The following is a 23,277-nucleotide window of genomic DNA, read 5'->3' on the forward strand; positions in this document are numbered from 1 at the left end:
CCATGAACGGAACATTAAACAAGGTAATGTTGATAGGCTATTTAGGCGACGATGTTAAAATGCATTATTTTGACGGAGGTAATTGCATCGGACGCTTTCAGCTGGCAACAAACGAAGTGTATATCAATAAAACTACCAATGAAAAAATTACCTCGACAGAGTGGCATAACTTAGTTGTACGCAATAAAGCTGCTGAAATCTGTGAAAAATATTTGTCCAAAGGAGACAAGATATATGTTGAAGGCCGTATAAAATCAAGGCAATGGCAGGCTGAAGACGGAACTACAAAATATACCAATGAAATTCAGGTAACCGAATTTACCTTTTTGACAACTAAAAAAGAAACAGAGCACAAACACCATCAGGCTTCTGAATCGCCAAAAAACACTAACTTTGAAAATCCTAATGAAGGCTTGCCGGTCAACGATTTGCCTTTTTGATTGTTTAACTAATCTTTTTTAATTTGGACCCGGAGCCCAGTTTATTTTTTGTATACACAGAGACCAATCTAATTGTTGGTTTTGTCGGAATATTTATTTTACTTTTTTTATCAGCAATTGTTTCTGGTGCTGAAGTTGCCTTTTTTTCCTTGTCTCAAAAAGAAATCGAAGATGTACTGCAGGAAAATAACCCGAAGGGAAAAATAATTTCCAATCTTTTGGATAGACCCAAAAAACTCTTAGCTACATTATTGGTTGCGAATAATTTTTTGAATATTGGGGTCGTTGTCCTTTTTTCTTTTATCGGCAGAAATATTTTTAAGGATGTCGTTTCTGATTCATTAAAATTTCTTTTAGAGGTTATTTTGGTTACTTTCCTGATTTTGTTGTTCGGAGAGATTTTGCCAAAGGTTTATGCGAGCCGTAATAATATAAAATTTGCCAAACGTGTCGTTTACCCAATTGCATTTTTAGATAAATTACTTTCTCCTGTAAGTTTGCCAATGCGTGCCGTTACGCTATATTTGCACAATAAATTAGGAAAACAAAAAACAAATTTCTCAGTAGATCAGCTTTCGCAGGCATTAGAGCTTACCGATTCGGAAGGGACATCAAGTGAAGAACAGAAAATTCTGGAAGGAATTGTTTCTTTTGGAAATACAGATACCAAACAGGTAATGAGTCCCAGGATTGATATTTTTGCACTGGAAATATCAGAAACGTTTGCGGAAATTTATCCCAAAATAATTGAAACTGGTTTTTCAAGAATTCCGGTTTATCGTGACAATATTGACCAGATTGAGGGCGTTTTGTTTGTTAAGGATTTACTGCCTCATATTGATAAGACCGAATTTGACTGGACCACCTTAATCAGAGAAGCCTTTTTTGTTCCTGAGAATAAAAAATTAGATAATCTGCTTAAAGATTTCCAGAGCCTTAAAAGTCATTTGGCGATTGTGGTTGATGAATACGGAGGAACCTCAGGTTTAGTTTCTTTAGAGGATGTAATTGAGGAAATAGTTGGCGATATCAGTGACGAATTTGATGATGAGCATTTAAATTTCTCCCAAATTGACGAAAATAATTTTCTTTTTGAAGGAAAGATTAATCTAAAGGATTTTTACAGAATTATTGATGTTGATGAAGACCTTTTTGAATCACGTAAAGGAGAGGCAGAAACATTAGCAGGATTTATTCTTGAAATTCTGGGCAATTTCCCTAAAAAGAATCAAAAAATAGCGTTTGAAAACTGTGTATTTACTATAGAGACTGTTGATAATAAACGCATAAAACAAATAAAAGTAACAATAGAATAAGATGTTGAAAAAAACAATTTGGATAGCAGTAATTTTACTGAGCCTCACTGTTATAAGCTGTAAAGATGATGTTTTGCCAAAGCCGGCTGCTTTTTTGCGTCTGGATTATCCGATGGCTAAATATGTAAACTTTGAAAACACATGTCCTTTTTCGTTTGAAATGAATGAGGATGCTGTAATTAAGGGTGAAAAAGAATGTGGATTTGCGATTACATATCCAAAAATGAAAGCAACTATTTACCTGACCTATAAACCAGTAAATAACAATATCGATAAACTGCTTAGAGATGCTCAGAAACTTACCTACGAACATGTTATCAAAGCAGATGATATATTAGAACAACCTTATTTAAATCCTCAGAAAAAAGTTTACGGCATGTTCTATCAGGTAAACGGAAATGCGGCAACGAACTCACAGTTTTATGCAACGGACAGTACAAAGCATTTCATCACTGGATCGGTTTATTTTTACAGTAAACCCAATTTCGATTCCGTAATGCCCGCAGCAAGTTATATCAAAAATGATATGCAGAGGCTTATGGAGACTTTGAAGTGGAAGTAAATAAAAAACAAACAAAAGGCGTTCCGATTGAGAGCGCCTTTTGTTTGTTTAAAATATCTGATATAATTTAGGATTCTGAAAAAGCTTCTTTTATGAATTGCTGAAGTCCTGTCTCTTCAAGTATTTCAATTGAGAATTCTCCAAAACGTTTCGGAAGCCAAATAATTCTGACTCCGCTGGGAGAATTTAGGCTTTCTTTTGATAAAGGATTTCCGTTTTCGTCTTCTGGTTGAACGCCTGAAGCTATTAATTCATCAAAAACAGCTTCAATGTCAGGAGTCGAATAGCAATGACGATATATTGTTCCTTCACCTTTGGTATCGAGCAGATTTTTTAAATTTCCCTTAAAAGGCTCTACAAGCATAAAATGTTCCTGGCCAATTTTTACAACAGCGTATTTGACATGAAGTTTATCTCTTTCCCAGGTGAACTTTTTTGAAATTTCAGCACCAAGTATTTTTGTGTAATAATTACAGGCTGATTCAAGGTCATTAACTAAAATATCGATATGACTAAATTTAAGGTTCATTTTTTATGTATATGTTATGGCAAATCGATTTTGTTTTTTACTGCAATTTCGAAGATTATAGGCAAATTATAAGAGGGAATATAATTTTTAAAATAATCAGAAAAAAAGACAGTAGTAAACCTGAGTTTATTACTGTCTAAAAATTATTTTTTTTATCAGAATTAGATAGTCGTGCCTTAGTTACGATTTCATATTCGAAACTTTATATGTTTTTCCATCTCCTGTTTCCTGGACAACCTTTGTCAAAGATTCAGGATTTTGAATGGTTTTATCGAAAGTTACAGTTGCAGTTTTTTTATCAAAATCAACAGAAGCTTTTTCTACCCCGTCAAGATTAGCTAATTCTTCTTCGATAGTTTTAGCGCATCCAACCGCACAGGTCATCCCGTCGATTGTAAAACTGGCAGTCTGTACATTTTCTGCAGAGATTGGTTTATGTTCTTTTGGAGCTTCAGTTTTTTCGCCTTTTGCAACTGCTAAACTTTTGTCTTCCTCTTTTTTGCAGCTTACCAATACCAGGCCTGCAATGGCTAATGATGTTATTATTTTTGTAAATTTCATTATATATAATTTTAGTTGTCAATATGTTTGTTGCAAAATTAATAAAAAAGCAAAGGTCAGTTCCTAAAATTATTACAAATTTGCATTAAAATATGATTTTATGGGTGCAAAACAATTAAAGTGGTTTTATTTATTACTGCTTTCGCTAATTTGGGGAAGTTCATTTATTCTGATAAAAAGAGGATTGGTTGGATTAACGGCAATTCAGGTAGGCTCACTCCGAATTATTTTTGCTGGTTTGTTTTTGCTTATAGTCGGATTTTCAAGTTTAAAGAAAATATCAGTTCGTCAGTGGAAATTTGTTGCTCTGACTTCTTTCTTTGGAACTTTTATTCCGGCTTTCTTTTTTGCAATCGCAGAAACTCAGGTGGATAGCTCGATTGTGGCTATTTTGAATTCGCTGACACCTTTAAATACATTGGTTTTAGGAATTATATTTTTTGGAATTCAGTTTCAGAAACGTCAGGTTTTAGGCGTTTTTATTGGATTAGTTGGATGTTTGTTATTGGTTTTGAACGGTGCTTCAGGTCATACAGGGCAAAATTATTATTATCTGATTTTAGTTGTAATTGCAACGCTGTGTTATGCTATTAACGTTAATCTGATCAAGAAATATCTATCTGATTTGAATTCGCTGAGTATTACCACAGGAAATTTTGCGGTTTTATTTATACCTGCTTTAATAATTTTAAGTACTACAGATTTTGCACAAAAAATCCATATTGAAACAACGCAATATTCTGTTCTGTTTGTAATGATTTTGGGGATTTTAGGAACCGGAATAGCAAATGTTTTGTTCTTTAAATTAATACAAATGTCCTCGCCGGTATTTGCAACTTCTGTAACCTATTTGATTCCGATAGTGGCTTTCTTTTGGGGATTGCTGGATAATGAGATGCTGACGCCAATTCAGTTTTTTGGTGCTTTTGTGATTTTAATTGGGGTTTATTTGTCGGCGAAAAAATAAAAGGTTGGAAAGATTTGAATATTAGTTTGTCGAAATGACACAAACTAAAAACAGAAAGGCTGTCGTAACTGACAGCCTTTCGTTTTTAACAATGTTAGATTTTAAAGAAAATCTTTTTCAGTAACCCCTTCATTGATTTTGACATCAGACATTTTAATATCTAATTCAAAACCTGCATTTTGTATTAAGTTAAAAGGAACTTTTACACCTTTTACTTCTTTATAATCATTAAAATAGGTTGTTTGTGTAGTCGATTGCCCGCTTTGTTCTTTTACTTTAGTTTCGGCTACTTTTAACCCTGATTTTACATCGTAAAAGTATATTGTTTTGCCGTCTTTTATAGAATAAGCATCATTGCCGTTTATTTGTTCAATTCCGCTTACGGTTAAATCTGTTCTTTTGCTTAACTGCAATTCTTCAAAGGGGGCTGCATTCGCTTTCATTTCAGCTAAATCTGCACCTTCTAAATTTTTGCGTTGTCCTTGCTGCTCTAAATAAGCGCCTTTTTCGTTTACAACCTGTTTCATCAAAGCCATACTTCCCATAGAAAGAGAAACCATCATTTTTCCTTTCGAATCTAATTTTGAAACAAAAGTCAATGGAGCTGGTGCCTGCGGAATTGTTGTAGTTCCGTTCATGAATAATGTTTTTACTACAGAAACGGCTTTTTCTCCTCCGATTGCTTTAATATAATTGTCAAAAATGCTTTTTGCAGTAATTCCTGCCGGAGCTTCTTTTTTGGTAGCTGGCTTTTCAACAGGGGTTCCGTATTTGTCATAATAAGAAATCGGAATCTGTAGTTTTTCCAGACCAGGAAGTACTTCAGATCCTTTTCCCACAATTACAATTCGCATATTGTCGATTTGAAAATATTTATTCGATACCCGATTAATATCATCAATTGTAACGTTGTTAATGGTCTGAATGTATTTTTCGTAGAAATCAGCCGGAAGCTTTTCGGTTTCAATATTAAGAGCATAACGCGCAACAGTCTGAGGTTTTTCAACCTGCATCACAAACCTTCCGATGTAACCTGCTTTTACATTTTTTAATACATCTTCAGAAACTTTCTCAGTTCGGATTCTTTTAATTTCTTTGATAAATTGTACAACAGCACTATCTGTAACCGCATTTCGAACAGCAGACGAAGCTTTGAATTTGGTTACGTATTTCCCGCTTCCAATATTCGAACTTGCTCCGTATGTCCAGGCGTGCTGTTCGCGTAAATTCATATTAAGGTAACTATTGAAATCACCTCCTAAAATTTGATTTGCAATTACAGCAGGAAAAAAATCAGGATCGCTCATTTTTAGATTTACTGTATTGACTAAAGAAATCTCAGATTGAACCGCATTTGGAACATCTACAAAAGCTATCTGAAGTTTAGAAACATTTTCCGGATTTGGATATGTGTTTTTTGGAGCAGTTTGTTTTTTCCACCCTCCAAAAAGCTTTTCTACAGCTGCTTTTGTTTCTTTAAATTTAATGTCACCAACTATAACTAAATAAGCATTTTCAGGGACGAAATAAGTGTTATAATTAGCTTTAACATCATCAAGAGTAACATTTTTAAGTGTTTCTTCTGAAACGAATTCTCCCGAAGGATGGTTTTTTCCAAAAGTTAAAACATCTACAATACGGTTGGCTATGGCAGGAACGCTTTTTTCATCAGCTTTAAGCCCTTCCAGCATTTTTGCTTTTTCTTTATCAAATTCATCCTGAGTGAAATTTGGCTGTAAAGCACCTTCTGCCAAAAGTTCTAAGACACGTCCTGAGTATTTTGAAAGAGCACTTGCAGAAGCTCCCTGTGATGAAAAATTGATGTTTGCTCCGTAAAAGTCAATTTCTTCGTTAAACGCTTCTTTGGTTGTTTTTTTGGTTCCGTTTCCAATTAAACTGCTGGTCAATTCATCAACACCTTTTTTATTTCCTTCGGTAAAAGGGGCATTGTCCAGTGTAAGATTAAAACTTACCCTTGGTAATTTATGATTTTCAACGACCAAAACTTTCATGCCGTTTGCCAAAACAAAAGTTTGCGGTTTTTTGATGTTAACTACTGGTGCGTTTCCTGGTTTGGGTTGTGGACGATCTTGTGCTTGCATAATTCCGGTAAGGAATAAAAGGATTAAAACTGTATGTATTTTTTTCATGATTCGGGGCTTAGTTTTGAACTTTTTTTGAAGGAACATAATCTAAAATTAAACGCTGATTAGGGTTTAAATACTTTTTAGCGATTTCCCTGATTTCTTCTCTGGTAATAGAGTGGTAGATATCGATTTCGGTATTAATAAGGTTTACGTCTCCGTAAAGCAAATAATAAGAAGCCAGATTTTCTGCAATTCCTTCAACACTTGCATTGGCATTGACGAAATTATTATCAAATTTATTTTGTAATTTTTGATAGTCTTTCTCAGAAATCAAATCCGTTTGGATTTTTACGATTTCTTCGTCCATTTCTTTTAAGATGTCAGCTGTAGTATATTTACCCATTGGCAAACCATATAATATATACATTCCGTAATCTTCCTGACTAAAACCAACAGCACCAATTTGAAGTGCCATTTTTTTGTCATCCACTATTTTTTTGTATAGTTTAGAGCTTTTTCCGTCACTTAAATAGGAAGAAATTAAATCTAAAACCCTTGCGTCCCTTGTTTTCATTGATGGGGTTCTGTATGAAGCAACTACCATCGGAATCTGAATATTTGGATCTTCATAAGATGCTTTTATGGTTTGTGTAATCGGTTCTTCATTATAAGTTTGTTTTTTTAAAACTTCCCCTTTTGGAATTGGTCCAAAATACTTCTGAATCCATTCTTTGGTTTTGGTTTTGTCGAAATCTCCCGCAACAACCAAAACCGCATTGTTTGGGGTGTAGAATTTTTTGTTGAAAGCCTGAAATTCTTCAAGAGTGGCAGCGTCAAGATCTTGCATCGAGCCAATAGTCGTCCAGCGGTATGGATGATTTTTGAACATGTATTTTTTAACCTCAGGTAAAATATTTCCGTAAGGCTGATTGTCGTAACGCATTCTTTTTTCTTCTTTTACAACTTCATTTTGAGTGTCAACGCCAATTTTATTAATAATTGGGTGCATCAAACGTTCAGATTCCATCCATAACCCTAATTCTAAACTATTTGATGGAAAAACTTCATAATAATAGGTTCTGTCATCAGAGGTGTTGGCATTGTTTACACCTCCATTTGCGGTAACGATTTTCATCCATTCACCGCGTTTTATATTTTGGGTTCCTTCAAATAATAGATGTTCAAAGAAATGTGCAAAACCCGTTCGGTCAGGTCGTTCGTCTTTTGAACCTACATGATACATTACAGAAGTAACAACCACAGGGGCAGAGGGATCGTTGTGCAGAATAACATGCATACCATTGTCTAAATTGTATTCTTCGAAAGCTACTTTTTGGGCATGAGCTACTCCGCCAAGCATTATTGCAGCACTTAACATCATTATTGATTTTTTCATAAAGATTAATAATTTATTTTACCTATTAATAAGTGTAGGTATTCAAGAGTTGGTTTATGTTACATCAAAAATAAGTTTTTTTAGCCATCATTTAAGAATAGGTCTTTATTTAGGTGTATTTTAACAATCTTCTACTTTTGAATCTATCTGAAGATATAGTACAAAGTCCTGAAAAGCAGACTTGAAAGTCTTAAAAATATTTTTGAAATAAGGGATTGCATAGTAAATTTTTAATTGTATATTTGCAACCTTAAAAATCAATAAATCAATTTGGTATGTATGCAATCGTAGAGATAGCAGGGCAACAATTTAAAGTAAGCAAAGACTTAAAGGTTTATGTTCACCGTTTGGCTAATGAAGAAGGTTCAAAAGTTTCTTTTGACAAAGTTCTTTTATTAGATGATAACGGAAGCGTAACTTTAGGCGCCCCAGCTATAGAAGGTGCTTCAGTAGAAGCTAAAGTGTTACAACACTTAAAAGGTGATAAAGTTATCGTTTTCAAAAAGAAAAGAAGAAAAGGATACAAAAAGAGAAATGGTCACAGACAATATCTTACACAAATTGTAATTGAAGGTATTACTGCAGCAGGCGGAACTAAAAAAGCAGCAGCTAAAAAAGCAGTTGTAGCAGAAGAAGCTCCGGCTACTGAAGTTGAAGCAGCTCCAAAAGCAAAAAAAGCAGCAGCTCCAAAAGCAAAAAAAGAAGCTAAAGAAGAATAATAACAATATTTAAACTCATACGTCATGGCTCACAAGAAAGGTGTCGGTAGTTCGAAGAATGGTAGAGAATCAGAATCAAAACGTCTAGGCGTTAAGATTTTTGGTGGACAGGCTGCTATTGCTGGGAACATCATCGTTAGACAAAGAGGTTCAAAACACAATCCAGGTGAAAACGTTTACATCAGTAAAGATCACACACTACACGCAAGAGTAGCTGGTGTTGTTAAGTTCCAAAAGAAAAAAGATAACAAATCTTATGTATCTATCCTTCCATTCGAAGCATAATCATTAGATAAATTATTATAGAAAACCCGGTCTTAAAAGATCGGGTTTTTTGTTTAGTATAAAAAAAGCAAAGTTTATTTTGACCATGTTAAGTGATATAAGTTCATTTAATAATTACGCTCCCATTTTCTTTTATGTTTGTCATTTATAACAAACATTATAATCAATCATTATTTGTAAAAGAAAAAACCTTTGTCTCAGTTTTACACTTTGACAAAGGCTGTTTGATGATTGGAATTTAGAATTTACAAAATTGAATTTTGATATTGCTATTGAATTTTGATATTATTATTACTCAGTATCCTGAGTTTCTTCCAGGTCTTCAGTATGTCGGCCAACTTTTACTTTTGGGTTATTCTGTGTTCCTGTAACAGTCAATGGAATTCCAAATATGCCTAACGGAGGCAGTCCTAAACGCATTTTTAAATTCAGTTTCCCGTCCAGGCTTGTTGTGCCTTCAATTCTTGGTCTGAATCCGGCAAATTTAAATTTAAAACGTTCAACAGTCATGATGTTGTTTTTGATTGTGCTTTTTATATCAACTCTGGAAACATCAGGATTTTTTATGGCTTCAGAACTTGTTTTGTTGCTTACTGCATTAAACATTTTCAATCCTCTTATTTTTACATCTTTTACAGAAAGTGTTCCTCCGCCTGCTAAAGACGAATAAACAGGCTCCATATTTCCGTTTAAGCGACCTTTTAGTTTATAATCTAAAGAAACAATTCCCTGCGCTTTTTCAGCAGCACTGGCCATTTTTCTGAACACTTCAATTTCATTATACGCCCTTTTAATATCAAAGTCTGACGCAGTAATGGCATAATCAAAATTTGCTTTTTGAGGAGTGACAGATTCATAACTACCATTCATGCTGACATTGCAGCCAATTAAATTAAATCCTGTATTTCGCATGTTGAGTTTGCCATTTTTCATGCTTAAGTTTCCTCTTGCATTTTGAAGGTTAAGCTTGTCAAAATATACTTTTTGTGCATTTGTCATCAACTGCAGGTTTAGATTCGACGGAATTATGATAACTCCGGTCTGATGCGTTGTCTCTGGTTTTGTTTCCGTTTGATGAGCAGGTTTTTTTGCTTCAGCTGTGTTGGTTTTCGTAGTCGTCATAAATTCATCTACGTTAATATATCGCGCAGAAACTGTAAAAGAACCTTTTAGAATTCCGGTTTTAGTGATGGCATAATTAAAAACATTTTGCAGGTAGCCATTCATTTTAAAATCAGATTGTCCGTAAGCAGCCAAAAAGTTATTGAAGGACATTTTGTCCTGATTGATTTTAAATATTCCTTCTTTAATGATGAATTTTTTAGGAAGATATTCTGATGCAATTCCGATGTTTCGTAATTCAAGCGTTCCCTTATTGTTAAGTTTGCTGTAATTTCCTTTTGTAGCATCACTTTGTTTTCCTTTTAAAGCCAGATCAGCTTTTATAAATCCATCCAAATCAAGACCTTTTGTAGAAAAGACTTTGTATATTTTATTAACATCAAGCTCTCCTTTAGCTCTTATATCATAATGTAAATCATCAAAATTGTTCAGGTCTGCTGATACAAAAACAGGTTTTCCTTCAAAAGTAAACTGAGCAGGTTTTAGTTTCACTTTTAAATCATCAAAAGTACCTTTTTGATTGTCAATTGTAGTTTTTACAACAATATTTGTAATTGGATTTGGGTAATATTTGGTTTTGACATATCCATTATTTAAATCAATAAAACCTTTTGTAGTTGGAAAAAGTCTGTTTTTTTGATCAAATTTACCATTGGTTTTAATGTCTCCGGTCAATGTGCCTTTTAGGGTAATTCCTGGAATTCCTAAAGCGTGGCTTAATTTGTCAAGATCAATTTTGGCTTTAAAATCACCATTGATATCAGGTGTGTTTGCTCCTTTTATATAAAATTTTGATTTTAGATAATCTTTATTAATATTTAAAGATAAATTTTTGGCATCAACAATTAAAAGGTCTGGATTTAATGAAGGAACTGTTGTTTTAACTTCCAGATTTAAATTTGAAACCGGAAAAGCACTTTTATCATAATTTACAAATCCGTTATCGATTTTTACATCTAAATTTAAATCCGGGGCAATGTTTTGGGAAGCGATATAATTTCCTTTCAGGGTAAAAAGCAAATTGGTTTTTCCTTTTAATTCGGTTTTAGAAAGCCAGGTAATATATTTTGGTGGAAATGCAGTGAAAATATCATACAAATCGCTATTGTCAGATTTAATAACAAAGTCCATATTGTAACCATCTTTCAAAAAGTCAAATTTCCCTTTGAAATCAACCAAAAGCTGATTGATTTTTAAGTTATTTTGCTGTAAATAAAAAGACAAAGAGTTTACATTTACTTTCGTAATCAAATCAGCATCTATCTTTTTGTTCATCAGATAGGGTTCATCTTCATAAACAATATTTAGTTTTTCAATTTTGGCTTTTGAGTATAAGTCGAAAACAGCCTTGTTTAAATCCCCTTTTCCCAGATAGTTAAATCCCAAAGCGTCAAAATGCACTTTGGTTGACTGGTCATCGTAAATGATTTTGCTGTTCAATATTTCAATTCTCTCCAGCTTTAAAGCAGTATCTGAACTGTCTTTTGATTTTTCCTGTTGTGAAGAAGATTTATAAACGTTGTAATTTGCCTCTCCTTTTGGATTCACTTTTATATTAATAAAGGAATCCGATAAATAAATCTGATCGATTTTTACTTCTTTGCTAAATAGCAGACTAGCGACATTAATTCCAAAAGATACTTCTTTAGCTGTAATGAATTTTTCATTTGTGTAAGGAGCAGAGCCATTCAGATGCAAATCATTTAAAGTCAAAGTTAACGAAGGAAAATGATGAAAAAAAGAAAGTGAAACATCAGAATAATTCAGTTCTGCGCTCAGTTTTTCATTTGCAGTCTTTTTAATCTGTTCCTTGATTTTATCGGCAAAAACAATAGGTGTCAAAAAAAGTAATCCCAAAACAACCACAAACGTTATTCCGGAATATTTGGCAATTTTTAATAAGATAGATTTAGTTTTGTTTTTTGACATAAATAATATTAGAAGTTGTTTATACAATGATTAAAGCGATGATTATCCGTGAACAGTTTCGCTTTTTCCATAATTGGTAATAATGGAAGCTTCATACTCAATCCATGCTGCCCATCGTTTATCTACATCTACATTATCAGCATATTTTCTGGCAAACCCTAAAAAGGTGGTGTAATGCCCTGCCTCCGAAATCATCAAATCGCGGTAAAATTTGGCCAATTCCTGGTCTTTTATATTTTCAGAAAGCACTTTAAAACGTTCGCAGCTTCTGGCTTCTATCATTGCTGAAAATAATAAGCGATCGCAAAGAGCATCTTTACGGCTGCCATCTTTTTTCATGAATTTAAAAAGCTCATTTACATAATGATCCTTTCTCTCACGCCCCAGAGTCAGGCCTCTTTTCTTGATTAAATTGTGAACCATTTGCAGGTGTTCCAGTTCTTCTCTGGCAATAACAAGCATTTCGGTTACCAATTCCTCTAATTCAGAGTTATACGTAACTAAGCTTATCGCGTTTGAAGCTGCTTTTTGCTCACACCATGCATGATCCGTTAAAATTTCTTCGATATTAGATTCAACGATATTTACCCAACGAGGATCTGTGGCTAATTTTAATCCTAACATAATTACTGCAGATTTATATTTTGCAAAATTAGTTCTTTTTTATCAGCTTAAATCAGGAAACATCATGTAAATACGCTTAAAAATGCATTATTTTGTAGTTCAAAGAATTAAAATGAATCCAACAAAAAAACTTTTAATCATTGGCTTTGTATGGCCTGAACCAAATTCTTCTGCTGCTGGCGGAAGAATGATGCAGCTAATTTCAATTTTTGGTGAAAATGGATTCAAAATTACTTTTGCAAGTGCTGCACAGGACAGTGATTTTATGGTTGATTTGTCTGAATTTGATGTTGAAAGAAAATCAATTGAGCTGAATAATTCGAGTTTTGATAATTTCATAATAGAACTTGATCCGGATGTTGTTTTATTTGATCGTTTCATGATTGAAGAACAATTTGGATGGCGTGTTGCAGAAAATTGCCCAAAAGCCCTTCGGCTATTAGATACAGAAGATTTACATTGCTTAAGAACAGCAAGGCAAAAAGCTTTTAAGGAAAACCGGACTTTTGAGTTGACGGATTTACTTTCTGAGGAAGTAGCTAAACGAGAAATTGCCAGTATTTTAAGATGTGACTTGAGTTATATAATTTCTGAATTTGAAATGAAGGTTTTAAAAGATGTTTTTAAAATCGATTCAGGTTTATTGCAATATTTACCTTTTTTAGTTGAAGAAATGTCAGCAGAAGATTTGCAACAATTGCCTTCTTTTGAAGAACGGCAGCATTTTGTTTTCATCGGAAATTTTCTGCATGAACCCAATTGGAATACGGTTCAATATTTAAAAGAAGCTATTTGGCCTTTAATTAAAAAAGATTGGCCAGAAGCTGTCCTGGAAATCTATGGAGCTTATCCTTCGCAAAAAGTATTACAATTGCATCAGCCTAAAAACGGGTTTTTTATCATGGGAAGAGCAGAAGATGCAAATGAAATTATAAAAAAATCAAGAGTTCTCCTGGCACCAATACGTTTTGGAGCAGGTTTAAAAGGCAAATTATTAGAAGCGATGCAATGCGGAACGCCAAGTGTTACCACAAGTATAGGTTCTGAAGCTATGCATGAAAATTTGCCTTGGGATGGTTTTATTGAAGATAATCCAGATGAGTTTGCTAAAAAAGCAATTTCACTTTATCAGGATGAAAATCTTTGGAAGCAATCTCAAAAAAACGGAATTGCAATTATAAACGAATGTTATTCAAAAAATAAATATTCGGAAAAATTAATAAACAGAGTCAATTCATTATTGAATAATTCTGAAACTCATCGTCTTCATAATTTTATGGGAAGCCTCCTGCAGTATCATACACTAAAAAGCACAAAATATATGGCAAAATGGATAGAGGCAAAGAATAAGAATCTTTAATTTTTTTGTTGATTCGAATCGTTTGGTTTGTAGGTTTTAATTAAGGTTTAATTAGTTCGTTATTAATTATTTGTGTTTTTTATAAAGAAGGATTGCACAGGATAGTTTATGAGATAAATAGTAATAATTTACTTGCTTATTAACTATCAAACCAAAAAAGTATTATGAAAAAACAAATTTTTAAGGGATTTTTTATAGTCTCAGTGTTATTCGTTGGTCTGAACTTATTTGTAGGCTGTGAAAGCGAAAGTTTAGAAACAAACAAACAAGTTGCAGTACAAAATGAAAATGGGACTAAACCTTCGACAGCAAAAGGCGGTAATCTTTCAGGTGAAGTAACCGGTTCAACAGGAGCTTATATTGCTAAAGTAAACGGTGTAGCCAAATACACAGGTTCTGATTATGTGGCTGCTATACAGGCTGCGATTAACAATCTTACTTCTGGGAGAGATACAAAAGAGTGGGTAACTATTCGGGTTTCAGGAGCTTCCGGTTCAACTGGTGGATCTCTGAAATATGTAAATATGGCCAGTTATACCGGTTTAGATTTTGCAAACAATACTTTCAATGCGAATAGCGGCGATGCTTTGGTTATTCCAGTTTGGGCCGACAGAAAAACGAATATTGAAGTAAAAAATCTCAAGGTTACAGGGAAACCACGATATGGGATTTGGTTCAAAGGATGTACGGTTATGAATATTAGTAATATTACCATGAACATAGGTGTGCCTCAGGCTGATTTAGGATTGGGAATCAGGGTCGATAACAGTACAGCCGCAACCAGCAATCTGACAATTAGTGGTACTATTAATATTACTGGCGGAGATAATTCTATTGAAACTTATGGTGTTGACGGGTTTTCTATTGGAAACGTAACTTCCAGCAATAATGCGGCTTGCGGAGTATTACTCAATCAATCCAAAAATGGAACAGTGGGTACGGTTACAGGAACGAATAACAGTACAACGGGTTCAGTTACAGGTTATGCGACTTTTCGCTGTGCCAATAATAACGGACCAAATGTAGTTTGTTCTAAAGTATATTCCCGAGGCAGTGGACGCGGATTCTTTAGCGTTACGGGCAGCAACGGTTGTACAGTAAATACTGTAGATATTGCCAATACAGCTATTCAGGGTATTTTGTTGCAAAATGCGAGTAATACAAAAGTGCTGGGAGGCACCGTAACTAACGGACATCCTAATGTTCAGCATCAAAATGCAACTAATTGCAGTACTAAAGTAAATGGACAAACCTATACTGCTGCAAACGGTATCTGGTAATTTATTGTAATATAGAAACCAAAAGCGATGTGATTTTTTCCATCGCTTTTATTATAACTTTTTCTATGAATGAATTAATAAGCCGATTAGTTTTTTTTGTATTTGTGTTATGCCTTACCGGATGTAATGATTCGTCTAAAGAAAGCATTGTAGATTTTGAAAGAACTATTTCGGAGCAAAACAATGTTTTTATAATTCCTGAGAAGATAAAAGATAATGTACTTCGTCAATTTCGATCAGTTGAAATAATAAAAAAAGAAGAATATTCTAAGCTGTTTTGGGATTTTTATGATTCCGGGACAATTCCAAATGAATGTTTTACGGATATAAACAATGATCAGCTTCTTGATTATGCATTATTAGTCAAGGATGAAAACAAATTGAAGTTGGTAATTATCTTGTCTGCTGATAAGGATTATTCCTATTGGATTTCGCCTTTTTCAATTGAAAATATAACTGCTGAGGGAGTGAATTTTTGTATATCAATAAAACCTGCAGGAAGGACAGATGTTGTGAAAAAAGTACCTGAATCATTGGTTATAAAGAAAAATGGGTTTCTTCTGCGGAATTTAGAACAAGATCATTTCGTGTTTTATGAAGAAAATGGACATATAAAGAATTTTAAAATGCTTTAGAATAATTGAATATGAAAAAACTTAGATCTATTTATAATTATACAGCTCTTTTTATTTTCTTATGTTTTGCATTTTCCTGTAAAAATGCAGAAACAGTCGAAGACATAGACGGGAACATATACCATACAATCAAAATCGGAAAGCAAACCTGGATGGTAGAAAATCTAAAGGTTACCCGGTTTAATAATGGAGATTCGATTAAAAAAATCACAAGTAACAAAGATTGGAAAAAGAAAGAACAAGCAGGTTATTCTTTCTATAATAATGATACTGTTTTTATAAAAGAGTATGGATTTTTATACAATTACAATTGTTTACAGGATAGCCGTCGTATTGCACCACAAGGCTGGAGGATTCCCGCAGAAGAAGATTTGAGAGAATTAGAATCATTTATAAATTCTAATGCAATAGGGCTTTTTTTGAAAGAGAAAGGTAACTCACATTGGCTGCCATCTAATACGGTTGGCAACAATGCGACAGGTTTTACTGCTTTACCGGGAGGATACAGAGACGAAGAAGGTTCTTTTTATATGCTGAAATCGAACGGATATTATTGGACTACAACTGGAAGTTTTGAATTCTATCATTGGAGCTCCAGAATGTTTCAGGCTTTCGCCGATGTAAGAAGAGATAATGTTTTTAAGAAATATGGTTTTTCGGTTAAATGTATTAAAAAGGAATAGTTGTATAGGACGTTCGCTTGCAGCATCATACACTAAAAAGCACAAAATATATGGCAAAATGGATAGAGGCTAAAAATAAAAATTAGGCGTCCATTTTTCCAAAACCAACTGTCTCACGATACATTTGAGGTGAAACATCGGCATTGGTTTTAAAGAAACGGCTGAAGTAATGCTCGTCATCATAGCCCAATTCGTATGCAATTTCTTTGACGGTTTTACTGGTCAGGTATAATTCTCTTTTAGCTTCAATAATAATTCTTTCCGAAATTAAATCGGTTAACGTTTTATTGAAATAATTCTTGGATAGTTTTGCGAGGGCTTTGGGAGAAATATTCAACAAGTCAGCATAATTTCCTGCAGAATGTTTGGTTTTGAAATTCAATTCAATCGCATCTTTTAAGTTTTGAAGAATAACAGGCTCTTTTGCATCTGGAACCGAATTCATTTCTTCCAATTGTTCTGTCTTTAATCTTGATGCTGTGATCAAGAATATTTTCAAATACGAAATCAGTAGTTCGTATTGCGCCAATTCAGCATTTTGAATCTCGGCTTTCATTTGGTCGATAACCATATTAAAAGTCAATTCAGCTTGCTCCGTAACTTTTACATAAGGCGGCTGATAAATGTTATTAAATAGAACACCATTGCATGAAACTTCTTTTTGATGCATATGGATACAATAAAAATCAGGATGAAAGTGAATCGCGATTCCTTCAATTGGCTCGCTTACACAAAGCATAAAAGGCTGATAAGGAGAAAAGGCGAGGAGTGAGTTTTCTTCAAAATGATGTTCTGCAAAATCGGCTTTGACTTTCCCTTTTCCTTTGGTTACCCAAATTAAGGAGTAATAATTATTGCGCTGTAAATGATCAAAATGAATGTTATCTTCAAATGGAAGAATTTTAAAGGCCAAATTTCCGGTTTTCGGATTTATTAAAGTGTAAACATTTTGAGAAATCATAAAGGGCGGTTTTAAAAATATAAAGATAGCCATGAAAATAATTCAGAACTATCTTTATAAATTGATTTTTGTTATTCTGAAATTAAATTGCAGGAAAGTCAATTTCAGTATTTGCGACATTGTTGAAATAATTTGTCAGCACATTCAAAGCGACGTGAGCAATAGTTTCAGCGATTTCAGCATCTGCAACTCCTGCATTTTTAGCTTTGTTTACATCTTCATCATTTACTAAGCCATTTTTGCTGATTAAAGTTTTGGCCAATTGTAAAATAGCTTCTGTTTTAGCATCAGCAGAGTTTCCTGTTCTTGCTGCTTTTAAAACTTCCGGATCTGCTTTAATTAATTTTTCTCCAATAAAAGTGTGAGCTGCTAAACAGTAATCACAAGAGTTGCTTTCTGAAACGGCCAAGGCGATTAGTTCTCCTGTTTTCGCGCTTAATTTTCCGTGGCTCAAAGCACCGCTTAGGTTTAAATATCCTTCAAGAACTGCAGGGGAATTTCCCATTGTTCTCATCATGTTCGGAACAACGCCTAGTTTTGCCTGTACAGCGTTGAACAAATCTTTAGTTTTTCCTGTTACTTCTTCCGGGTTTAATGCTGTTAATCGTGTCATTTTATTTAATTTTTAATTGTTATTATTTGTTGTTGTCTTTTGACATTACAAAGGTGCGACGATTACAGATTTTAGAACATGGAGGATTGACGCTATGTGATGGACAATTTTTCCTGCATGTTTTTTTAGAAGCTAATCCAGCTTTTCGCTTCAAGTCCTCACACAAAAAACTATTTTTCTAAGCCATAAAACGAGCTTCCGTTGGTCGCTGTTTTCTGGCAAGAAAAATTAATTTTTTGTGTTCCGGGCTTTCCACTTCAATCTGGGCTAGGGAACTCGTTTTCATAACATGGTTTTAGTTTATTTTGTCATTTTCGGTTAAGTTTTTCGTCTAGTTTGTCATCCTGACGAAGGAAGGATCTCCGCAATTAGCTCTACAAAGATTGCCGATTCTGATTGCGGAATTTCTTGCGGAGATTCCTCTTTCCTCGGAATGACAAATATTACGCATAAAAAAAGCTGTCTAAAAAGACAGCCTTTTTTGAAAATTATGTTTTAAGAAAAAACTATTTCAAAATCCCTTCAATAGCCTGAATTGTAGTAGCATGATAACCCGATTTTGCTTTCCCAAAAACCTCTTTCGCCCAAACTTTTCCTTCAGGAGTTTTAACCATTTCTTTGTAAAGCATCATTACAGATCCGGTTCTGCTTATTCCGATTAAGAATTGCTCAATTGCAGGATAAGCTGGTTTATATTGGTGAATTAATGCCTGAACAAACCATTGACGTTTGATAATGAAATTTCCGCCTTTTGTAAAGTTGAATTCTTTATCAATAGCTTCCATTTCTGCAACTGTAATATCCGCTGGAAGATGATCTATAAAATGCTGTTTTTCTGCAGTTGTCGTAATTTTTTTATTTAATCCTGCAATGCCAGTTTCTCTCCAGCTTTTTTGAATCGCGTCAATTGCATCAAAATCAGGAGAACTTACAGGAAGTACGTTTGATGGAATTCCCGGTTTGTAAATCCAGTCTTCTAATTTAATTTTATCAGCTAAAGCTTTATCGCCTTTGATAAGATTTTCATTGATGTATTTTACAAAATCTTCTGTTGTAATAGATTTGAAAGCGTGAGAATCAAAGTAATTTTTAATAAACGGATCGAATTTTTCTCTTCCAACAGCATTTTCAATCACTCTTAAAAAAGCATATCCTTTTACATAAGGAATCATACTGATTCCGTCGTCTGGATTTCTGCCAGTCAAACTAACTTTTAATCTTGTATCTGGATTTGTATCGCCATATTCAGCTACGTTATCCGTTAATTCTTTGTTGGTGATAACGTTTTGCATTTCAAATTCTTTCTTTCCAAAAATGGCTTCTCCAATTCTGTGTTCTACATAAGTGGTGAAGCCTTCGTTTAACCAAATATCATCCCATGTAGCGTTTGTAACTAAGTTGCCGCTCCAGCTATGACCTAATTCGTGTGCTAAAAGACTAGTTAAAGAACGATCTCCTGCAATTACACCTGGAGTTAAGAAAGTTAAGTTCGGGTTTTCCATTCCGCCATAAGGAAAACTTGGAGGTAAAACCAATACATCATAACGTCCCCATCTGTAAGGTCCGTACAATTTTTCTGCAGCATTTACCATGTTTCCAAGCTCTGCAAATTCCCAAGCCGATTTTTTCAACATTGAAGGTTCTGCATAAACTCCAGTTCTTTTGTCAATTGCCTGAAATTCTATATCTCCAACTGCAATTGCCATTAAATAAGATGGAATCGCTTTATCTTGTTTGAAAGTATAAACGCCAGTATCGTTTTTCTTTTGCGGATTTACGGCGCTCATTACTGCCAGTAAATCTTTAGGAACCGTAACTTTTGCATTATAGGTAAAACGAACTCCCGGTGTATCCTGACACGGAATCCAGGTACGTGACCAGACACTTTCTCCTTGAGAGAATAAAAAAGGTTTCTTTTTATCTGCAGTTTGTTCCGGTGTAAGCCATTGTAATGCAATAGCATCTTTGGTTGTGCTGTAGTAAATGTTTACTTTAGTTGTGTTGGGTTCAATGGTAATATGAAGCGGTTTTCCGTGAAATTCGGTATCTTCTCCTAATTCGAATTTCGTTTCTTTCTCTTCTTCGCCTAAAGTAACTTTCGAAATATTTAAAGTGTTTTCATCGAAAATAATTTCGTTTCCTTTGCTAATATTGTCAATCAGCCAGGAAGCTTTTCCTGAGATAGTCTGGGTTTCAAAATCAACTTTAATATCAAGATCTAAATGTTTAACAACTGCAAGTTCTGGTTTAGAATAGCTGTGTTCATCGATAATAATTGCTTGTTTTTCGGTTTGCTCTTTTTTCTGGCAGGCAATGGCTGTCAGAAACAAAGTTAAATAGATTAGCTTTTTCATATGGTGAAGAATTGAATTTTGAAGATGAAAATTAAATAAAAAATCCCGTCCCGAAAAACTTCGGGACGGGATTTAATTATAAAATTCACAAAGAATTACGCCAGCATAGTAACCGGGCTTTCAATGTATTGTTTTAATGTTTGTAAGAACTGAGCTCCAGTTGCACCATCAATTGTTCTGTGGTCACAAGCTAATGATAGCATCATCGTGTTTCCAACTACAATCTGACCGTTTTTAACTACTGGTTTCTCAACGATTGCACCTACAGAAAGGATTGCAGAGTTTGGTTGATTAATGATTGAATTAAATTCAGTAATACCAAACATTCCAAGGTTAGAAACTGTAAAAGTACTTCCTTCCATTTCTTGTGGTCCAAGTTTTTTGTTTTTAGCCCTTCCTGCAAGGTCTCTTACAGCAGAACCAATTTGAGATAAACTCATAGCATCTGTAAATTTCAATACAGGAACTACTAATCCGTCTTCAACAGCAACAGCAACACCAATATTAACGTGGTGGTTGATGATAATTGCATCTTCTTTCCACTGAGAGTTGATTTTTGGATGTTTTTTCAAGGCTAAAGCACAAGCTTTAATTACCATGTCGTTGAAAGATACTTTTGTATCAGGAACAGTATTGATTGTTGCTCTAGCACCCATTGCTTCGTCCATGCTTACTTCGATCACTAAGTTGTAGTGAGGTGCTGTAAATAAAGATTCTGCCAAACGTTTTGCAATGATTTTACGCATTTGAGAATTTTTGATCTCTTCTGTGTAAACTTCTCCCGCAGGAACGAATACTTTTGGAGCAGCAGGAGCAGACGCTTCTTGTTTAGCAGCTGGCGCAGAAGTAGTAGCTTGCCCTTGTGCAGATGGAGTAAAGTTTTCGATATCGCTTTTTACGATACGTCCGTTTTCTCCGGAACCTTTAACCTGTGATAATTGGATTCCTTTGTCAGAAGCAATTTTCTTAGCCAATGGTGAAGCTAAAACTCTTCCATTTGAATTGTCAGCTACAGCTTCTGGTGCTTTTTCAGCAGCAGGGGCAGTTTTTGTTTCTTCGGCAGGAGCACTTGCAGGTGCAGCACCTCCGGCAGTATAGTTTTCAGCAATTCCGGAAATATCAGTTCCTGCAGGTCCGATGATCGCTAATAAGCTGTCAACAGGCGCAGTACTTCCTTCCTGAATTCCGATGTATAATAAAGTACCAGCATTGAAAGACTCAAACTCCATTGTTGCTTTGTCTGTTTCAATTTCTGCTAAAATATCGCCTTCAGCAACAGCATCACCTACTTTTTTCAACCAGGTTGCAACTGTTCCTTCAGTCATGGTATCGCTCAAACGTGGCATAGTTACCACTACAACACCTTTTGGTAATTCAGCTGCAGCTTTGGAAGGAGCAGCTTCTGTTTTTGCCTCAGCAGAAGGAGCATCCGCTTTTGGAGCTTCTGCAACAGGAGCGTCACCAGCAAGAAGAGCAGAAATATCTTCTCCTTCTTTACCAATGATAGCTAATAATGAATCAACCGGAGCAGTTTCTCCAGCCTGAATTCCAATATGTAAAAGAGTTCCTTCGTTAAAAGATTCGAACTCCATTGTTGCTTTGTCTGTTTCAATTTCAGCAAGGATATCTCCTTCGCTAATTTTATCGCCTACTTTTTTTAACCAAGTCGCTACCGTTCCTTCCGTCATAGTATCGCTCAAGCGAGGCATTGTTACTTTTATAGCCATAATATAATGTTATAGTTTATGAGGTGTAAATGGATAGTCTTCTTGTGCGTATACTACATCGTATAATTGTTGTAAGTCTGGGTATGGAGATTCTTCAGCAAATTTCTGACACTCTTCAACCAAGTCTTTAACTCTTTGGTCAATTATGTCGATTTCTTCTTGAGTAGCATATTTTTGATCCATAATTACATCAAGAACCTGAGTAATTGGGTCAATTTTTCTGTACTCTTCTACTTCTTCTTTAGAACGGTATAATTGAGCATCAGACATTGAATGTCCTCTGTAACGGTACGTTTTCATTTCAAGGAATGTTGGTCCGTCTCCACGACGCGCTCTTTCGATGGCTTCGTGCATTGCTTCAGCAACTTTTACAGGATTCATTCCATCAACAGGTCCGCAAGGCATTTCATAACCTAAACCTAATTTCCAGATGTCAGTGTGGTTTGCAGTTCTTTCTACAGAAGTTCCCATTGCGTAACCATTGTTTTCAACTATAAATACAACTGGTAATTTCCATAACATCGCCATGTTGAAAGCTTCGTGTAAAGAACCTTGTCTTGCAGCTCCGTCACCAAAATAAGTCATAGTTACACCGCCAGTTTCAAAATATTTATCAGCGAAAGCTAAACCAGCTCCTACCGGAATTTGTCCTCCAACGATTCCGTGACCTCCGTAAAAACGGTGTTCTTTTGAGAAAATATGCATAGAACCTCCCATACCTTTAGATGTTCCTGTTGCTTTTCCTAAAAGCTCGGCCATAACACGTCTTGGGTCAACTCCCATACCAATTGGCTGAACGTGATTTCTGTATGCAGTAATCATTTTGTCTTTAGTCAAATCCATAGCATGCAAAGCTCCTGCTAATACTGCTTCCTGACCATTGTAGAGGTGAAGAAATCCTCTGACTTTTTGTTGGATGTATAATGCTGCAAGTTTGTCTTCAAACTTTCTCCAAAGCAGCATGTCTTCATACCACTTTAAGTAAACCTCTTTTGTAACTTCTTTCATCTGAATTCTTTCTTTTGCTAAAGTTGTTTTTTTGTGTTATCAATATCACCTATAACGCAAAAATAGTTTCCTCCCACAAATTTGCGCCCGAAGGGTCGGGATGCAAAAATAAGACATTA

21 protein-coding genes are annotated in these 23,277 nt (G+C 34.7%); 10 read left to right on the plus strand and 11 right to left on the minus strand.

What is annotated here, in order from left to right; genetic code table 11:
• Positions 1-2: 2 nt before the first annotated feature.
• The 3 genes from OZP09_RS15270 to gldD are packed head-to-tail and all read left to right on the plus strand — an operon-like array spanning position 3 to position 2,318.
• Positions 3-440 (plus strand): single-stranded DNA-binding protein, encoded by a 438-nt coding sequence (locus OZP09_RS15270; protein ID WP_025539175.1) that lies wholly within the window; start codon positions 3-5, stop codon positions 438-440.
• Positions 441-463: 23 nt separating this feature from the next.
• Positions 464-1,756: a gliding motility-associated protein GldE gene (locus OZP09_RS15275; protein WP_269234595.1), complete on the plus strand. Its 1,293-nt coding sequence runs from the start codon at positions 464-466 to the stop codon at positions 1,754-1,756.
• A gap of 1 nt (position 1,757) precedes the next feature.
• Complete coding sequence (gldD, locus tag OZP09_RS15280; protein WP_269234596.1) at positions 1,758-2,318, plus strand: gliding motility lipoprotein GldD; 561 nt, start codon at positions 1,758-1,760, stop codon at positions 2,316-2,318.
• A gap of 67 nt (positions 2,319-2,385) precedes the next feature.
• On the opposite strand, the gene OZP09_RS15285 is transcribed toward gldD, so the two are convergent.
• Positions 2,386-2,847, minus strand: coding sequence for a VOC family protein (locus OZP09_RS15285; RefSeq protein WP_269234597.1), 462 nt, complete (start codon positions 2,845-2,847; stop codon positions 2,386-2,388).
• Positions 2,848-3,027: 180 nt separating this feature from the next.
• On the minus strand, positions 3,028-3,408 hold the full coding sequence (locus OZP09_RS15290; RefSeq protein ID WP_269234598.1) for a heavy-metal-associated domain-containing protein: 381 nt from the start codon (positions 3,406-3,408) through the stop codon (positions 3,028-3,030).
• Between the two features lie 100 nt (positions 3,409-3,508).
• Here OZP09_RS15290 and OZP09_RS15295 point away from each other — a divergent pair, with 100 nt between their 5' ends.
• Positions 3,509-4,375, plus strand: coding sequence for a DMT family transporter (locus OZP09_RS15295; RefSeq protein ID WP_269234599.1), 867 nt, complete (start codon positions 3,509-3,511; stop codon positions 4,373-4,375).
• A 101-nt stretch (positions 4,376-4,476) separates the two neighbouring features.
• On the opposite strand, the gene OZP09_RS15300 is transcribed toward OZP09_RS15295, so the two are convergent.
• Positions 4,477-6,525: an insulinase family protein gene (locus OZP09_RS15300; protein WP_269234600.1), complete on the minus strand. Its 2,049-nt coding sequence runs from the start codon at positions 6,523-6,525 to the stop codon at positions 4,477-4,479.
• Between the two features lie 10 nt (positions 6,526-6,535).
• Positions 6,536-7,858, minus strand: coding sequence for a M16 family metallopeptidase (locus tag OZP09_RS15305; RefSeq protein ID WP_269234601.1), 1,323 nt, complete (start codon positions 7,856-7,858; stop codon positions 6,536-6,538).
• Positions 7,859-8,133: 275 nt separating this feature from the next.
• On the opposite strand from OZP09_RS15305, the gene rplU reads away from it, so the two are divergent.
• Positions 8,134-8,577 carry a 50S ribosomal protein L21 gene (gene rplU / locus OZP09_RS15310; protein WP_269234602.1) on the plus strand — a complete coding sequence of 148 codons (444 nt, stop codon included), beginning with the start codon at positions 8,134-8,136 and terminating at the stop codon, positions 8,575-8,577.
• Positions 8,578-8,601: 24 nt separating this feature from the next.
• On the plus strand, positions 8,602-8,862 hold the full coding sequence (rpmA, locus tag OZP09_RS15315; protein ID WP_017497241.1) for a 50S ribosomal protein L27: 261 nt from the start codon (positions 8,602-8,604) through the stop codon (positions 8,860-8,862).
• 291 nt (positions 8,863-9,153) lie between these two features.
• Here the strand turns inward: rpmA and OZP09_RS15320 are convergent, their stop codons facing one another.
• Positions 9,154-11,913 (minus strand): AsmA family protein, encoded by a 2,760-nt coding sequence (locus tag OZP09_RS15320; RefSeq protein WP_281309620.1) that lies wholly within the window; start codon positions 11,911-11,913, stop codon positions 9,154-9,156.
• 42 nt (positions 11,914-11,955) lie between these two features.
• Positions 11,956-12,537, minus strand: a complete 582-nt coding sequence (locus OZP09_RS15325) for a MiaE family protein (RefSeq protein WP_269234604.1) — start codon at positions 12,535-12,537, stop codon at positions 11,956-11,958.
• 112 nt (positions 12,538-12,649) lie between these two features.
• On the opposite strand from OZP09_RS15325, the gene OZP09_RS15330 reads away from it, so the two are divergent.
• The 4 genes from OZP09_RS15330 to OZP09_RS15345 all read left to right on the plus strand — a co-directional run bounded on the left by OZP09_RS15330 (position 12,650) and on the right by OZP09_RS15345 (position 16,495).
• The gene (locus tag OZP09_RS15330; RefSeq protein ID WP_269234605.1) at positions 12,650-13,897 is read left to right on the plus strand and encodes a glycosyltransferase; all 1,248 of its coding nucleotides are present in this window, start codon (positions 12,650-12,652) and stop codon (positions 13,895-13,897) included.
• Between the two features lie 164 nt (positions 13,898-14,061).
• Entirely contained in the window at positions 14,062-15,177 is a 1,116-nt protein-coding gene (locus tag OZP09_RS15335; RefSeq protein WP_269234606.1) for a hypothetical protein, read from the plus strand.
• Between the two features lie 65 nt (positions 15,178-15,242).
• Positions 15,243-15,812, plus strand: coding sequence for a hypothetical protein (locus OZP09_RS15340; RefSeq protein WP_281309621.1), 570 nt, complete (start codon positions 15,243-15,245; stop codon positions 15,810-15,812).
• A gap of 11 nt (positions 15,813-15,823) precedes the next feature.
• A complete protein-coding gene (locus OZP09_RS15345) occupies positions 15,824-16,495 on the plus strand; it encodes a fibrobacter succinogenes major paralogous domain-containing protein (protein ID WP_269234608.1) in 672 nt (223 codons plus the stop codon).
• Between the two features lie 82 nt (positions 16,496-16,577).
• On the opposite strand, the gene OZP09_RS15350 is transcribed toward OZP09_RS15345, so the two are convergent.
• The 5 genes from OZP09_RS15350 to pdhA form a co-directional block, all read right to left on the minus strand.
• The gene (locus tag OZP09_RS15350) at positions 16,578-17,456 is read right to left on the minus strand and encodes a helix-turn-helix domain-containing protein (protein ID WP_269234609.1); all 879 of its coding nucleotides are present in this window, start codon (positions 17,454-17,456) and stop codon (positions 16,578-16,580) included.
• Between the two features lie 82 nt (positions 17,457-17,538).
• Complete coding sequence (locus OZP09_RS15355; protein ID WP_269234610.1) at positions 17,539-18,069, minus strand: carboxymuconolactone decarboxylase family protein; 531 nt, start codon at positions 18,067-18,069, stop codon at positions 17,539-17,541.
• Positions 18,070-18,575: 506 nt separating this feature from the next.
• Positions 18,576-20,423, minus strand: coding sequence for a hydrolase/aminopeptidase (locus OZP09_RS15360; protein WP_269234611.1), 1,848 nt, complete (start codon positions 20,421-20,423; stop codon positions 18,576-18,578).
• 95 nt (positions 20,424-20,518) lie between these two features.
• Entirely contained in the window at positions 20,519-22,150 is a 1,632-nt protein-coding gene (locus OZP09_RS15365) for a dihydrolipoamide acetyltransferase family protein (protein ID WP_269234612.1), read from the minus strand.
• 9 nt (positions 22,151-22,159) lie between these two features.
• Positions 22,160-23,158: a pyruvate dehydrogenase (acetyl-transferring) E1 component subunit alpha gene (gene pdhA, locus OZP09_RS15370; RefSeq protein WP_269234613.1), complete on the minus strand. Its 999-nt coding sequence runs from the start codon at positions 23,156-23,158 to the stop codon at positions 22,160-22,162.
• Between the last annotated feature and the right edge of the window lie 119 nt (positions 23,159-23,277).

It is taken from the genome of Flavobacterium flavigenum (genome assembly GCF_027111255.2).
Taxonomy (GTDB): domain Bacteria; phylum Bacteroidota; class Bacteroidia; order Flavobacteriales; family Flavobacteriaceae; genus Flavobacterium; species Flavobacterium flavigenum.